The organism is Pseudomonas sp. LTR0 (assembly GCF_036630035.1).
In the GTDB taxonomy this organism is placed as follows: domain Bacteria; phylum Pseudomonadota; class Gammaproteobacteria; order Pseudomonadales; family Pseudomonadaceae; genus Aquipseudomonas; species Aquipseudomonas putida_Y.
The window spans coordinates 2133209-2147732 of record NZ_CP123734.1; the positions used below are offsets into that span (position 1 = coordinate 2133209).

A 14524-nucleotide genomic window follows, 5' to 3' on the forward strand; every position below is an offset into this window, starting at 1 on the left:
GCTGTTTGTAGAGAGGGGTCAGGCGCGGGTCAGTGCCACGGCTGCTTGGGGCTTTTCGTGCAACTGCTCCAAGTCCTGGTACAGCGCTCGGCCAATTTCCGCAGCGCGTGCCGGCAGGACCGAAAGCAGGGTGTCACTCAGGCCGTGACTGTTTTCGCAGAAGCCCTGCAGGTACACCGAGGCTTGCAGGTCCGGGCTGGCCAGTACGCGGTAGTTGCGGTCGACGCTGAAGTCCTCCAGGTAATCGGCCAGCGGCGCGAGTAATTCGCGGTGCGAGCGGCGCTCGTAACCGGTGGCGAGGATAACGGCATCGTAGCGGTGGGTTTGCTGCTGGCCGGTGGCGAGGTCGCGCAGGGTCAGCTCCAGGCCTTCGCGGGTGGCCACCACCGCTTCCACCTGGCGCCGGCACAGCACGTTGTGGCGGTGCTGATGGGCAACCTTCTGCCGGTAGAGGATGCCGTAGATGCGCTCGATCAGGTTGAGGTCGACCACCGAGTAGTTGGTGTTGTGGTATTCGCCCAGCAGTTTGCTGCGCTGTTCGGCCGGTTCGTTGTAGACCAGGTCGGTATAGTCCGGCGAGAAAATCTCATTGACGAAAGGGCTGTCGTCGGCGGGCTTGAGGGCCGAGCCGCGCAGAATCATGTCGACCTTGACCGACGGGTAGCTGTCGTTGAGGTCGATGAACGCCTCGGCGGCGCTCTGGCCTGAGCCGATCACGGCAATGCGCATGGGTTTGCCAGCCGTGCACGGCAGTTTGGTCAGGCTGCTCAGGTACTGCGAGTGGTGGAAGACTCGTGGGTCGTCCTTGAAGGCACCGAAGTTTTCCGGGATTTTCGGCGTGCCACCGCTGCCCACCACCACCGAGCGAGTGGGGCGGCTGTATTCGCGGCCTCGTCTGTCACGCGTGATCGCGCGCAGGTGTTGGGCCCGGCCTGCATGCACATACGGTTCGATGCGCAACACCTCCTGCCCATACACCGCCTGGGAGGCGAAATGCTCGGCGGCCCAGCGTAGGTAGTCGTTGTACTCCAGGCGGCAGGGGTAAAAGGTGCCGAGGTTGATGAAGTCGGCCAGGCGCTGCTTCTGGTGCAGGTAGTTGACGAAGCTGTAAGGGCTGGTCGGGGTGCGCAGCGACACCAGGTCCTTGAGGAACGAGATCTGCAACTCGCTCTGGGTAGCCAAGGTCTCGCCGTGCCAGTGGTAGTCTTGCTGCTTGTCGATGAACACTGCGTCGAGCGCATGGCCCCGGGATTCGGCGAGTTCTTCCAGGGCGATGGCCAAGGCCAGGTTGGAAGGGCCGAAGCCCACGCCGATCATGTCTTTGATGGTTTCCTGCTGTGAGGACTGGCTCATGGCTGCGATTCCCTGAATGGTCGAATATGACGCCCGCCGGGGCTCCGGCCCCTGCGCAAGTACATGAGTTGGAACGAGCCAACCGGGGGGGAATTTAAGCGGGCTAAAGAACAGCGCGAGGCGGCCGATGTGGTGGTTACGGCAAGGACCAGTCTTTCAGGCAAGGGATCGACATGAGCGGCATCACGGCAAGCAACCTGATGATCAATGGCGTTTCAGCGCAGACGCTTAGCGCGAACGCAGCCACCGAGCGCGAGCAGGCGAAACAGGCCGGTGAGGCGGCGGGGCCGGTGAGCGTCAGCAGTGACAGCATGAAGGTGTCGGCGGGTAGCCAGGCGCAATCCGCCGACACTCAAAGCAGTGGCGAGTCGGTGGCGGTGGCCGAGCTGCGTCAACTGATCAAGGATCTGCAGAAGCAACTGGCAGAAGAGCAGAAACAGTTGGCTGCATTGCAGGACAGGAAGATGGACGAGGCTTCCAAGGCGGCAGCGGTTGGTGCCAAGCAGGCGAGCGTTGCCACCCTCAACGGGCAGATCATGGCGGCCACGGCGCAGTTGCTGGAGTTGTTGCAGCAAGAGGGCGGCAGCAGTGCGGGCGGGATGGTCAGTGCTACGGCCTGACAGTGATCTTGCTCAAAATTTGAAAAGCCTGCGCGGTCGCCTGTAGGGGAGGGTTCACCCGCGAAATGGCCGGGACTGGTGGCCAATTTCCACCCGCCGTTCACCGTTGCCGCCGCTACCGTATTCGCGGGTAAACCCGCTCCCACACGTTCCAGGATATGGCGGTTATTCGACCGCCAACCGCCCCTTGTTTTGCCGCTCTGCCTTGTACTGCATGGCCACTGCCGGTGCCGGCTTGGCGGCACCGGTTTCCAGCCATTGACGCATGCGGCTGGCATCGGCGAAGTGGGTGTACTTGCCGAAGGCATCGAGAATGACCATGGCCACCGGGCGGTTGTCCATGCGGGTCAGCAGTACCAGGCAGTGCCCGGCTTCGTTGGTGAAGCCGGTCTTGGTCAGCTTGATATCCCAGTTGCTCTTGTTCACCAGGTGGTCGGTGTTACGGAAGCCCAGGGTGTAATTGGGCTTGCGGAAGGCCACGGTCTTTTCGCGGGTGGTCGACAGCTCACTCAGCATCGGGTATTTGCGCGAGGCCATCAGCAGCTTGGCCAGGTCGCGGGCAGTGGAGACGTTCTGCGTCGACAGGCCGGTCGGCTCAACATAGCGGGTGTGGGCCATGCCCAGGCTGCGGGCTTTGGCATTCATTGCCTTGATGAACGCCGGATAGCCGCCGGGATAGGCGTTGGCCAGGCTGTTGGCCGCACGGTTTTCCGACGACATCAAGGTAATCAGCAGGGTTTCGCGGCGGTCCAGCTGGCTGCCCAGGCGCACGCGCGAGTACACGCCTTTCATTTCCGGGTTGTTGGCGATGGTCATGGTGAGCATTTCATCCATGGGCAGCTTGGCATCCAGCACCACCATCGCCGTCATCAGTTTGGTGACCGAAGCGATTGGCACTACGCGGTCCGCGTGGCTTGAATACAGCTCCTTGTTGCTGTTCAGGTCGATCAGCAGGGCGCTGCCTGAAGCCAGATGCAGTTTGGACGGGTCTCGTTGAACCTGGGCCGGGGGTTGTGCAGCAGCAGTCGACGGAAGGGTCGCGGTACCTGTGAGCAACAGCAGCAGGCTGAGGATAGACAGGGATGTTTTCACGTTGAGGCTCACTAAAAGTTTGTATGTCGTTGGCTGTGCAAGGGTTTTCCCCCTTAAAACCGATGCATTCTGGAGTATGGCTGATTTGCTGTCGAATGCCTTATGACTAAAGGGCGCAAGGTGAACGATATTTAATCCTGCACCCCTTCTGTACCCACAACGTTCTTTTCCAGTTTCGCCAGTTCAGCCCAGTCGTTGGCGGAATTCAGCCATTTGGCGTAGGTCGAGAGAAGCACCTGCACCGAGTGGCCAAGCTGCCCTGCGATGAATGCCGGATTCGTGGTGACTAGCCAGAAGGCTGGAAGGTGAATGGCGACTCCGTCGAGGATCGTGTCCCGGGAAGTGGTGTAACTCATCATGGTTCTGGCCGCTGAGTTCGCCGTGTAGTTGATCACGGCCGACAGCTTGGCCTGTGGATTATCGCTGACTGCCTCAAAGGCCTCCAACTGCATGTAACGCCGTTGCAGGCACCATTTGTCGTTCTGCTCCAGCAGCATCGCGCTTGCCAGATCGAGCGCCGCCCGCGCGGCGCATCGCGAGCTGGCGCTCGCTCCTACGTTTTTTTCGGGCCAATAACGCCTGTGCGGGAGCGCGCGACCGCCTGGTTTGTACGACGCGCTATCGAGCCATGCGCCAAGGCGTTCGCGCGCAAAATCCTCAGGAACAATTGGCCCGAAAAAAACGTAGGAGCGAGCGCCAGCTCGCGATGCGCCGCGCGGGCGGCGCTCGATCTGGCAAGCGCCAAAAACCTCATGACGAACAACTCCAGGCCCCACCGAACCCAACGCCATGATCGTCCGCATCGGGTCCAGGCTGCGCACCGGACGTTTTCACACAGCCTGGGTCGATAGCCGCAAACCGCACCTGACCGCATTCGACCCTTCGCAGCCGTTCGAGGTGTCCAGGATACCTGTGGCGATTCAAATCAACGGCCAGGGGCGGCCTCCGAAGTCAGCGCTAATCAGGACGGGACAACTATCCGTCGAGTCAATATGGCCTAGTTCGAAGTCGCAATCTTGGTTCTGTCAGGCAGGGCCATGCATCACTACAGTGGGCACCGACAACACCTTTCCACTGCGAGCAACTACCCATGAAAAGCCGTATCGATTACTTCAAACTGTCCCCCCAGGCGTCCAACAAGTTGGTGGACCTTACCCTGCACCTGAGTAAAAAGCCGCTACTGGCCGAGCTTGCTCACCTCGTCATGCTTCGGGCGTCCCAGCTTAATGGCTGTGCGTTCTGCGTGGACATGCATGTGAAAGAGGCCAAGATTCATGGCGAGCGCGAGTTGCGTCTTCACCACGTTGCCGTCTGGCGTGAGTCGCAGCTGTTCTCGCCTGTCGAGCGCGCCGCGCTGGAGTGGGCCGAAGCTCTGACCCAGTTGCCACCCCATGGCATTCCTGAAAGCTTGTATGCGAAGGTGCGTGAACACTTTTCGGAACAGGACTTGTCGGATTTGACGTTCCTGATCGTCGCGATCAATGGTTGGAATCGCCTGAACGTGGCCTTTCAGGCGATCCCGGGTTCGTCCGATGAGGCATTCGGTTTGACCAAGGCCAACCTCAACTGAGCATCTTGCTGATCAAAGCGCCAAGCTGCTCGCTTTGGGCAGCCGTGGCGCAGTTTGTAAAGCTCAGCAGCAGCCCCGAATGACGTTGAGACGATAAATACCAGCGCGACAATGCCTGTACCGACATGCCCCTTGCCAACAATTGCTCGGCCAGGGCCGTGTCGCTTGTCTCTTCTGGTAGACGCAGCAGCAAATGCATGCCGCCTGGGGAGCGATCAACCTGAATGTGCTTCGGCAAACTTCGTTCCAGCGCTTCAATGGTCATCACTCGTCGTTCGTTATAGAGCCGGCGCATGCGCTGGATATGGCGGGTGAAATGACCCTCTGCGATGAACTCCGCCACCAGGGCCTGGGTAATCGATGGTGAACCGGCGGAAAATAACGTCCGACCCACGCGTTCAAACGCCGCTACCTGCGCCTGGGGCACCACCAAGTAAGCCAGGCGGATACCGGGAAACAGCACCTTGCTGAATGTGCCGGCATACAGAACCCTCCCATTGCGATCCAGACTGGCGAGCGCCGGAAGCGGACGACTGACATAGCGATACTCGCTGTCGTAGTCGTCCTCGACAATCCAGGCGCCGGTGCGGGCCGCCCAATCCAGGAGCAGCTGCCGTCGAGGCAGCGATAAGGCCATTGACAGCGGGCTCTGATGCCCCGGTGTAACCGTGGCTACCTGCGCAGGCTTGGACGTAGCGATAGCCTGTTCCACATTCATACCATCACCATCAACCGGGACTGCCTCCAAGTCCATCCCGAACTGGCGAAGTACCTGGCGCGTAATGGGATAACCCGGGTCTTCCACCCACGCGCGCTCGCATGACTGCAACAACGTCTGAGCGACGAAGGACAGGCTGTTTCGCCAACCACTCGTGATAAATACCTGATGGGCACCGCAATCGATACCTCGGGACATCTGCAAATACGAGGCGATGGCGCTGCGCAATGCCGGCAGACCGTGGGGCGCCGGATAATCCAGATCGCCCAGACGCATGCCGCGTAGATATCGAGCACCGAGACGTGCCCATATCTTTCGCGGAAATGCATCCATTGCGGGCACACCCATCTGGAACGGCAAAAGCTGGAGCGGTCGACGTATGGAGTCAGAATCGTCTGTAACCTCCAGCGTAGGGGGCATTGCGCTGACCGCCCTTTCAGGCGTGCGCAACTCGGGATTGACCACTGTGCCTCTCTGCCCGAGCGCCAGTAGGTAGCCCTCACTGGTCAGTAAAGAATAGGCAAGTTCGACGGTGCCGCGCGCAACACCTAATTCCTTTGACATGGCACGCGCGGACGGCAAGCGATCACCGGGAGACAGGGTGCCGGCAGCGATAGCGGTCAGCACTCGGTGGTAGAGCTGACGATACAAAGGAGAGCTGGATAGCTCATCCAGAGGCGCGAAAGGAGGCGAAGAAGAATTCGTCATGGCCTAGTTCATATTCCATTTCTTGGCTCAATCAAGTGGGCTAATCCTAGTTCAAGATAGCGCCATCACCTACTGGCAGAGGCTGGCTTTCATGACACTCACTCCTCACCAATTTGTACCCAGCGTGCTTGATCTGGCTGACGCCAACCTGCGCCCTCTGGATACCTCTCACGACCTGCACGCCGCGTTTCCGGTGATGCAGCAATTGCGCCCTCACCTGGCTAGCGAAGCCGACTTCATCTGTCGTGTCGAGCGTATGCGCACCGAGGGATATCTTCTGGTTGGTGCCTTCGACTCAGGCAGTCTGGTGGCGCTGGCTGGTTACCGCCTCCAGGAGAATTTGGTCTACGGCACATTTCTGTATGTCGACGATCTCATAACCGCTGAAACCCAGCGAGGTCATCAATGGGGAGCGCGGTTATTGAAGGCCTTGGAGCGGTTGGCGCGCGCCAGTGGCTGTGCCCGCCTTGTGCTTGATACCGGTTTGGCCAACGCCCGAGCCCAACGCTTCTACTCCCGTGAAGGCCTGCATAACAGTGCACTGCGCTTTCAAAAACAGTTCGACGCACCATGACTCTCGCCGTTATCAAACTGAGGCAATTACATGACTTCCCAGAAGCAGCCAATTGTTCCGTTGAGAGTTCTTCGCCTGGTCGCCAGCCCCAATGGTGACAGTTCGGAAAGTCTCAAACTGTCCCAACAAATTCTGTTTGCCTTGGCCCTCCATGCTGGCAGACGCGGTATCGAAGTGACGGATTTCGATCTCCACACATTAGCTCCAGTCGATGCCTCATACGCTCAGACTCTGGCCAATCAGCGAGCGGTCTCAGCGGGAGAACAAGAGGGGACGCTGAACCGTTCGAACGCACTCATCAATCAATTGCAGGAGTGCGACGTACTGCTGATTGCCACTCCAATGCACAACTACAGCGTGCCCGCCCCGCTCAAGGCCTGGATTGACCATGTAGTGCGCGTGGGCAAGACGTTCCTGAGCACCAGCGGAGGGAAGGTCGGTACGTTGGTGGATCGACCGGTCTATGTCGCCATTGCTTCCGGTGGCTACATCAATGGGCCGAGTGCCCGACAGCCCGACTTTCTGCGCCCCTACCTGACCGCCGTCCTTGCGACCATCGGCCTCAACCAAGTGCATTACTTCAGCGTTGAAGGTACTGCCAAGGGAAAGGCGTCCCTGGATGCTGCTAGAGAGCGTGGATACGGTGAGGTACAGGCTTTCTTCTCCAGTGTCACTAACGCTTTGCAAGGACAACGCCTATGAGTCGCCTCAATTGGTTTGCAGCATCGCCCGGCGCCGCCAAGGCCCTCGGGGGACTGCATCATTTCGTAACCACTGGGACAGACCTGCCGGCTCCATTGATCCATCTGGTTTTTCTCAGGGTTTCTCAACTCAACGGTTGCGCACATTGTATTGATCTGCATTCACGTGATTTGATCAAAGAAGGCATGTCGGTGGACAAACTGCTGCTGATACCGGTGTGGCATGAGGCGCAGTATCTGTTCTCGGAGCAAGAGCGCTCGGCATTGGCCTGGGCTGAGGAAGTCACGCGGGTAAGTGAAACTCACGTCTCTGATGAAGCATATGCAGCCGCATCGGCGGTATTTGCAGAAAAGGATCTGGTCGACCTGACAACGGCGATTGCCGCAATGAACGCTTTCAACCGTATGGGCGTCAGTTTCCGTGTACGGCCTGCTGCCAAGGCGTGATGGCTATGTTGGGGCCGCGCAGCGGCCTTGACCAAGATGTCTGCAATGGGTTGATTGCGGTCAGTTGCGGTTTTCCGCTATCGACCTACCAGAAATTGGCAGCTGTCCTCTTCCCGGTTCGTTGCTTGTGCACGACTTTCTCATGCGTCGCTGAAAATGCAGGACTAGTGGAAAACCACCCAGCGAGTGCACAATAACTGTGCCCAAGCAGCGCGGAGTTTTTCCGGCCATCTTTCGTCACAGGAGTGAGCATGAAAGAACACAGTTATGCTGTCACCGTAAATTGGATAGGCAACACGGGTGATGGCACTGCCAGCTACACGGCATACCAGAGAGACTTCAATGTGGAAGCTCCAGGCAAAGCACCTATCCTTGGCTCCGCCGACCCTGCCTTTCGCGGAAATCCCGAACGCTGGAACCCGGAAGACATGTTGCTGGCCTCGATCTCGGCTTGTCACAAGCTTTGGTATCTTCATCTGTGCGCAGTCAACAATGTGAACGTATTGGAATACGTCGACCACCCGATGGGCCGGATGGTTGAAGCTGACGGCCAGCGCAAAGGCCATTTCAAGAACGCAGAGTTAAGGCCTTCGGTCATCATTAGCAACGAATCGGATCTGGATCTGGCAAAACGTCTCCATGACGATGCTCACCATGAGTGTTTTATTGCCAATTCGGTCAACTTCCCCATCACATGCAGTGCTGCTGTCAAGCATCGAAACTAGATCCTTTGCGCGCACTGGCTGCGGCTCTGATCTGATCGTACGGTACTCAATTCCCGGCCCCTGGGCGCGACTAGTATTGAGGCAAGTGTCCACTATGGGTCGGTAGTAGCCGATCGCTACAGCCCGCCATCGACCCAAACGGATATTGCCGGTCTTTTTGGTCCGATTCGAGGCAGGCGAGCAGGATGGTTCATATTTTTACAGATGCTTGGCATCATAAGGTCTTTATGACCCACCGAAGGATCACCATGCTGCGCATTCTGCTTGTGTTAGCAGTGCCACTAACCATCACCGCCTGTTCAGGTAGCGTTTACCAGTATGAGAGTCCTGAGGCTAGGCACCAGATGAAACAAGACTTGAAATTGAACACCATCATCGACTCTTCGAGAATGAACTGGTGCCTTCATCCATACGGCAGCGCTCCCGGGTGCAAGCCTGAAAAGGGAATTGGCATCGTCACACCGGATGCTCTGGTGATGGCCCATTTTGTCAATGGCCAGTATGTACTGGACCGCGTTCTCAGATCCAAAGATGTCCTCTGCTCAACCGTCCCGGGCGGAAGAGCTGCGAATGGCATTTTTTTTGCTTTTACGGCCTCTGACGCATACATGCTGGGACCACTGCAAGCAGACCGAGATGAGATCAACACTCGCTTCAAAAGCCGAATGTTTGATTACTTGCACAGTGATGGACAGCAAAGCTTCAGCGGGCCGGAGATAAACTTCCAAAGGCCTTCCGGAGTAAAAGTAAGGAAGACAACGATTGCTCCAGCTGGTCCGTCTACCTTGATTTTGAATGACATGGTTGATGTGCTGGAGGTCTATAGCCCATGCTCACATACGTAAGTTGAGGGAGGACGCCGACGACACCTATCCCTGAAAGTGCGTGATCTGGTGAGGGCGTTGATACCGTGTATCGACCACAGTATTGCTCATACGGAACCACTTTAACTTCTCAGGGCGGTCGCCCAGGTTCAGGGCCCTTTGCTCGGCGTACTCTTGTTAGGAGCGTTGGGATTTTAAATGCCGTCGCTGGCCCAGGAGCCAAAACCATAGGCCGCCGAACTTGCTTTGGGCGCTTAGATACTCATCCTGAAGGGCAACTATGGGTCGTTAGCTGCCTGCAATGAAGGGCAGCTTCCGGCCAACAGCAGTCATTAGCCGCCGAAAAGCTAGGCCACCGGCCACGTCATTCAGCGCAGAGCTAGACTGAGCCCAGTATTCTGAATCGCTAATGGTGGTTCCCATGAAGCACTGGCTTCCCCTGCTGCTCACCCTGCCTCTGTCGCACACCCAAGCTGCGGGACCTGCCTTCAACTGCACTCAGGTCGAGGCCGGCAGCATCGAACAACAGATCTGCCAGAGCGAGCCGCTCTCGGCACTGGACCGGAAAATGGCCGAGGTCTACACAGCCGCGCAGCAGAAGGCCGGCAATGAACATCCGCCGGTGCTCAAGACCGAGCAACGGGGCTGGATCAAAGGCCGCAACGATTGCTGGAAAAGCGCGGACCAGCCCGCCTGCATCGCCGACAGCTACCGCCTGCGCATCGCCGAACTGCAGGCGCGCTACCGGCTGGTCGAGGCCACCGGCCCGGTGTTCTACCAGTGTGACGGCAACCCGGCCAAGGAAGTGGTTGCCCGCTTCTTCCGCACCGAGCCGCCCACGGCCATCGTCGAGTTCGGTGACCGCAGTTCGCTGATGTACCTAGAACAGACCGCAAGCGGCGCGCGCTACCAGGGACAAAATGAGAGTTTATGGGAGCACCATGGCGAGGCCATCGTGGTGTGGGGCTATCAGGAGCCGGAAATGCACTGCACAGCGCGTTGAAAGCCGCCGCTATGACCCATTGCAGAAATTCTCCAGGGGTAGCTATCGGCCAATATCGAACTTTGATGTGGTCCGCCACGAGGACATCATCCAGAACACAGGCGCGCCCTGCTTCCTTAAAGCTGCATTACGGCGAGCGCCCTGCGCAGAGGCTCGTCGGATATCTGGATAGGACCGTGAAATGGTACGTCCATATCCAATACCAGATACACGGAGGCCGCGATAAGCATTGAAGAAACGACGAACATTCCTGTCACCATTGAATTACGTGGCGCTCGGTATCCAAAACTGGCGAAAATGAGCGTCAACCACGCAACCAGCATCCCAATGAGTGGGCCGGGAATTGCCCCCTCTGACTGCTCGACGATCCTCCAGCGTTGCTCGATAAGCGAATGATATTGCTGACGAATATCCTGAAGCATAGTTTCATGGTAGCGGTCCGGCGGCTTTATGGCAGCCAAAGATTTCCCTATGTCATCCAAGTATTTAGCTGCCTCGCTGTTACGATGTTGCAGCGCCTCGTCCCCCCGGTATGGCGTCTCGATAGCGTGCTCAAGATAGGTGACCAGTCGGTTGCGGGTGTCTTGTGCCGATTCGCCATAGCCCCGCAGTGTCCGATCAAATATGATCATGCTGGTTGCATACCCATGAAAGTTAGCGTCAATGGACTCGAAGGTATTTTTGGCAGAATTGATCATCAATCCAAAGACCAGCGATGTCATAACCACAAAAATGTTAGCTACCAGGCGAATCACTGTATTTGTGTCTTCGTCTCTGTGGTGGGATGCCAGCTTTGGGTACCACTGCATCATGAGAAGCGAGGCGGCAACCAAGCACCCAAAAATGGCCACTGCGATCCAGAGAGAATTCATGCATCAAGGCCTCGATCAATCTGACTCAAGTCTTAAAAGATAGACCGTGGCCGACCGCTTTGGGTCGGTTGCAGCCATTCGCGAGTGACCGCTAACGACCCAAAGCGGACATCTACATACTCTGATTGACTAAGCTATCGCCCACCGCACGATGGTGATCAACACTCGGACTTGAACGAATGACAGACAATCCTTTCCGTATTCCAACGGATGCTGAAATTGCTGACGCAGAGAGCAGGCTCAATTTTCGCTTTCCCGATGAATACATCCGCTTCCTGAAAGGTGGCAGCGATGTCGCAAACGCCGCATTTGAACCAGCGGTGATTTTGGGGGGATGCAGCCATCTGGATATCTTTGAAATTACCGAAGCCGCCTGGGCCCAAGGCGTTCCTCGAGATTGGTTGCCTTTCATTGAAGACAACAGCGACTACTTCTGCATATCGCGGGCTGGTGTTGTCCGGTACTGGTCACACAACGGAAGCACAAACGAAAGTTGGCCAACCTTTGCCGCCTGGTTCAAACAGGTCTGTATAGCCCTTGAGTAGCGTCTGTACGATATCTGCAACCCGTACCAAATGTTCGATTCTGGCCGAACACTGCCTTTCGTCCCCGGCAGCTATGGGTCGACAGCGGACTGTGGGAGGTGGATGTAGCTGACGACTAGGACAGATCTTGGTTGGCAGAACGCTTGGATGGGGGAGTAAAGCTGTCTAAAACCGCCCGAAAGCGTCTCGGTTTTATTGGGCCAAAGTCGCTGAAACTGGCTGAACCGTATTAGACAGGCCAGATGGTCCACCAGGCGGTCAAGACTCGGAAGGTAAAAGGGAGCAGCCCGAGGATCGCGACGATTGCGCGCAGACTCGGCCCTTTCGAGGCAGGCAGAGACCAGGCCCGCCGGACCCATCGCGGGCATCCAACGCCGAGCGCTATAGTTATCACAAGCGCGCACTGGAGTAACTGCCAGTAAAGTGTGTAAAGGCTGGCAGAAGTACTGTTCAGCCCAACTGATAGAAGCCCAGCCCCGCGCTGGGTTTTTGCATTTATGCGACGCCATGAGGCGCTTGTGATAGCAGGGCCGGGCATCGACGTTCAGCGGTGGATGAGCGAGAGCTCGCTGATGATGCAGATTGAGCCGTCCTCGACGGGTGTTGCGTCGGTGTAATCGACCTGGTTGTAGACCCCGCCGTGGAACTCGAACAGGTGTGAAGCCCAGGTGCTGTCGAGCTGCAAATTGCCCGACGAGGCGGTTACCCCGTTGCATTCGGCCGTCACGGTTACCACGCCTTCAGACGTGGTGTGAATGGCGATGTGGAACGTCGCACCCAGTGGCACCCCCTTCAATACGGTGGAGTTCACCGGGTCGGTCTGGTTGAAGGTTCGCCGAAACCCCAGGGTGATGTTGCCCTTGTTCCAGAACACCTTTACCGGCGGGCCGTCATCCCCGCGTACGTGCATTTGGGCAATGACCACCTTCTGCGCGGAGTTGACCTTGGTCAGCGTCATGGTCTGGCGATTCCAGTGATTCTGGGCGCTAGCCAGCGTCCAGTCCTGCGTTTCTGTCCATTCGCAGCGTGTCCTGTGGGTGCTTTTGCTCGAAGCACCTTTGGTGGGGGCTGAGAACTGGATCGAGCCATCGCTGAGCACCGTCACGATGCTGGGAAAGCGGGCAATCGCTTCAGCACCGTTTAGCTCCAGGGCAACGGGATTGGTTGAGGAGACGGCTACCGGTGTGGCAATGGTGAGGTTGCTGATATCTACGGCCATGGGGAACTCCTGGCGAAAGGGTTTGAGTGGTAGAGCAGCCGTGCAAATGGCTGCTGAACACAACGTTAGCCCACGGCTAAAATCAAATCAATAGCTTTGGGCTAAAATAATTTCGCTTTGGGGGTATGTTACCTATTGGCGAAATTTTTAGCGGTGGGGCTTTACGCTGTATTTGGCGGTGAGATAAGCTTTCGCTGAGCACTGTACGAATATACAGCTATCAGGATAAGAATATGTCTAGGCACATGCAGTCGGAACCTCAACAGCGCCAGGAAATGACTGGAATAGAGCGGCTTAGCCTGCGGGTATCGTCAATGATCAACCACCCGCTCGCGCAGACGCAGCGTTGGGTAGTGGTGCACCGCCTGGATAACGACGGTGAAGCGGAATGGGAGGAGGTGATGGGCCAGTTGCGGGAAACGCCCGAGTTGCAGCTGACGTTTAATGATGACGCTAGCGTGACGGTGCGATGGGCGCGCAGCAGCGTGGAAGAGCGTGATGATTTTGTCGTCGAGCGCGACTGCGAGGTGCAGGTCGAGGAGGCGTCTCCTTTCTGAACTTCAGCAAAAGCCCGCCGGTCAGGGCGGGCTTCGGTTTATACCAGGTGGGCATTCCACACCAGGAGGACCCTGGCCTGTATGTAGGTCTCTTCCCGACGAATCATGCGATCTTTGTGCCGCGAGTTGTCGGAGATCATTTCGAAGTGGTCCTCGTCCGCGATCTGTAACCGCTTGATGTAGATGTGGTCGCCCCAGGAAAAGAAGTAGATGCCATCGCCGACGAACTCTCGGATGCTGACATCGACGATCAGCGGGTCGCGGTGCCTGATGGTTGGCTCCATCGACTGACCCCAGCCGGTCACCATCTTCAGGTGATAGTGCTCGCTGAACTCTACGCCCAGCTCGCGCAGGTGGCTGGGGCTGACGCGAACGTCCTTGAACATCTCGGGGTAGTCGTGGGGTATCTGGCCGCCGCCCATGGCAGCCCGCACGTCATAGTGGGCAATCCACACTTCGTCACCGACCAGGCCGGGGCGAAGCGGCTCGGCTTTCAGCAGCGTGGCATCTGCAGGCTCTTGCGCAGCTGCCAGCAGCCTTTGCCGGGTTTCTTCAGAAATCCCTTTGCCGCTTCGGGCAAGCATCTGCTTGACCAGGTCGGCTGCGGAGAGCTTGTTGTCACCTGACTCGACTGCCGCTTGCACGTGTTCGCCTGGTGACAGTGCGTCGAACCAGCCCCGTGGCAAGCCTTCGATGCCCTCGATGCGGCGGGCCACGTCATCGCCCAGGTTTTTCACGGTCTTGTCGGAAAGAATCTGGCTCAGGTGTGCAGGCGCCATCCCCCAGCGCTCTGCGCAGGTGCCCTTTCTCTGGCTGCCGATCAGTTTCACCAGGTTGTGCTTGCGAATTTGGTAAATGTCCATGGGGTGAAGCATGCCAGTGTTTAGCTTGCTGCTAAATGTGCGCACGGCTAAATCTGCTCTTGTAGTAATGTTAGCTGTAGGCTAAATTAAACGCGCGAACAAGGAAAGCTATCGAGACATTTTTCTCCAGGGC

Annotated in this window: 16 protein-coding genes and 1 pseudogene; 10 read left to right on the top strand and 7 right to left on the bottom strand. The window is 57.5% G+C overall.

The features are described 5' to 3' along the window. Nucleotides 1-18: 18 nt before the first annotated feature. Nucleotides 19-1353, bottom strand: coding sequence for a SidA/IucD/PvdA family monooxygenase (locus tag QCL51_RS09810; protein WP_338444807.1), 1335 nt, complete (start codon nt 1351-1353; stop codon nt 19-21). Between the two features lie 173 nt (nt 1354-1526). On the opposite strand from QCL51_RS09810, the gene QCL51_RS09815 reads away from it, so the two are divergent. Beyond that, nucleotides 1527-1973 carry a hypothetical protein gene (locus tag QCL51_RS09815; protein ID WP_021784224.1) on the top strand — a complete coding sequence of 149 codons (447 nt, stop codon included), beginning with the start codon at nt 1527-1529 and terminating at the stop codon, nt 1971-1973. Between the two features lie 165 nt (nt 1974-2138). Here QCL51_RS09815 and pbpG read toward each other — a convergent pair whose 3' ends face one another. Both pbpG and QCL51_RS09825 read right to left on the bottom strand, forming a co-directional pair. After that, a complete protein-coding gene (pbpG, locus tag QCL51_RS09820; protein ID WP_021784223.1) occupies nt 2139-3065 on the bottom strand; it encodes a D-alanyl-D-alanine endopeptidase in 927 nt (308 codons plus the stop codon). 131 nt (nt 3066-3196) lie between these two features. After that, a pseudogene (locus tag QCL51_RS09825) lies at nt 3197-3343 on the bottom strand (integrase); the annotation flags it as partial. An 812-nt stretch (nt 3344-4155) separates the two neighbouring features. On the opposite strand from QCL51_RS09825, the gene QCL51_RS09830 reads away from it, so the two are divergent. Beyond that, on the top strand, nt 4156-4635 hold the full coding sequence (locus QCL51_RS09830) for a carboxymuconolactone decarboxylase family protein (protein WP_021784220.1): 480 nt from the start codon (nt 4156-4158) through the stop codon (nt 4633-4635). On the opposite strand, the gene QCL51_RS09835 is transcribed toward QCL51_RS09830, so the two are convergent. Continuing rightward, a complete protein-coding gene (locus tag QCL51_RS09835; RefSeq protein ID WP_021784219.1) occupies nt 4628-6061 on the bottom strand; it encodes a PLP-dependent aminotransferase family protein in 1434 nt (477 codons plus the stop codon). The two genes, QCL51_RS09830 and QCL51_RS09835, sit on opposite strands and share 8 nt — an antisense overlap. A gap of 91 nt (nt 6062-6152) precedes the next feature. Here QCL51_RS09835 and QCL51_RS09840 point away from each other — a divergent pair, with 91 nt between their 5' ends. The 6 genes from QCL51_RS09840 (at nt 6153) to QCL51_RS09865 (ending at nt 10335) form a co-directional block, all read left to right on the top strand. Beyond that, nucleotides 6153-6635: a GNAT family N-acetyltransferase gene (locus QCL51_RS09840; protein ID WP_028697702.1), complete on the top strand. Its 483-nt coding sequence runs from the start codon at nt 6153-6155 to the stop codon at nt 6633-6635. 30 nt (nt 6636-6665) lie between these two features. Continuing rightward, complete coding sequence (locus tag QCL51_RS09845; protein WP_103462332.1) at nt 6666-7337, top strand: NAD(P)H-dependent oxidoreductase; 672 nt, start codon at nt 6666-6668, stop codon at nt 7335-7337. After that, nucleotides 7334-7783, top strand: coding sequence for a carboxymuconolactone decarboxylase family protein (locus QCL51_RS09850; RefSeq protein WP_028697704.1), 450 nt, complete (start codon nt 7334-7336; stop codon nt 7781-7783). The genes QCL51_RS09845 and QCL51_RS09850 overlap by 4 nt, the downstream gene beginning before the upstream one ends. A gap of 251 nt (nt 7784-8034) precedes the next feature. Beyond that, entirely contained in the window at nt 8035-8508 is a 474-nt protein-coding gene (locus QCL51_RS09855; RefSeq protein WP_028697705.1) for an OsmC family protein, read from the top strand. A 248-nt stretch (nt 8509-8756) separates the two neighbouring features. After that, nucleotides 8757-9353, top strand: a complete 597-nt coding sequence (locus tag QCL51_RS09860; RefSeq protein ID WP_135192335.1) for a hypothetical protein — start codon at nt 8757-8759, stop codon at nt 9351-9353. Nucleotides 9354-9753: 400 nt separating this feature from the next. Next, nucleotides 9754-10335, top strand: coding sequence for an MliC family protein (locus QCL51_RS09865; protein WP_028697706.1), 582 nt, complete (start codon nt 9754-9756; stop codon nt 10333-10335). A gap of 116 nt (nt 10336-10451) precedes the next feature. Here QCL51_RS09865 and QCL51_RS09870 read toward each other — a convergent pair whose 3' ends face one another. After that, complete coding sequence (locus tag QCL51_RS09870; RefSeq protein WP_021782109.1) at nt 10452-11207, bottom strand: DUF4239 domain-containing protein; 756 nt, start codon at nt 11205-11207, stop codon at nt 10452-10454. Nucleotides 11208-11386: 179 nt separating this feature from the next. On the opposite strand from QCL51_RS09870, the gene QCL51_RS09875 reads away from it, so the two are divergent. Next, the gene (locus tag QCL51_RS09875) at nt 11387-11752 is read left to right on the top strand and encodes an SMI1/KNR4 family protein (protein ID WP_021782107.1); all 366 of its coding nucleotides are present in this window, start codon (nt 11387-11389) and stop codon (nt 11750-11752) included. A gap of 544 nt (nt 11753-12296) precedes the next feature. On the opposite strand, the gene QCL51_RS09880 is transcribed toward QCL51_RS09875, so the two are convergent. Beyond that, a complete protein-coding gene (locus tag QCL51_RS09880; RefSeq protein WP_021782106.1) occupies nt 12297-12971 on the bottom strand; it encodes a polysaccharide lyase family 7 protein in 675 nt (224 codons plus the stop codon). Between the two features lie 233 nt (nt 12972-13204). On the opposite strand from QCL51_RS09880, the gene QCL51_RS09885 reads away from it, so the two are divergent. Further along, nucleotides 13205-13528 carry a DUF1654 domain-containing protein gene (locus QCL51_RS09885; RefSeq protein WP_274148302.1) on the top strand — a complete coding sequence of 108 codons (324 nt, stop codon included), beginning with the start codon at nt 13205-13207 and terminating at the stop codon, nt 13526-13528. A 38-nt stretch (nt 13529-13566) separates the two neighbouring features. On the opposite strand, the gene QCL51_RS09890 is transcribed toward QCL51_RS09885, so the two are convergent. Next, a complete protein-coding gene (locus tag QCL51_RS09890; protein WP_330509182.1) occupies nt 13567-14391 on the bottom strand; it encodes a S24 family peptidase in 825 nt (274 codons plus the stop codon). Between the last annotated feature and the right edge of the window lie 133 nt (nt 14392-14524).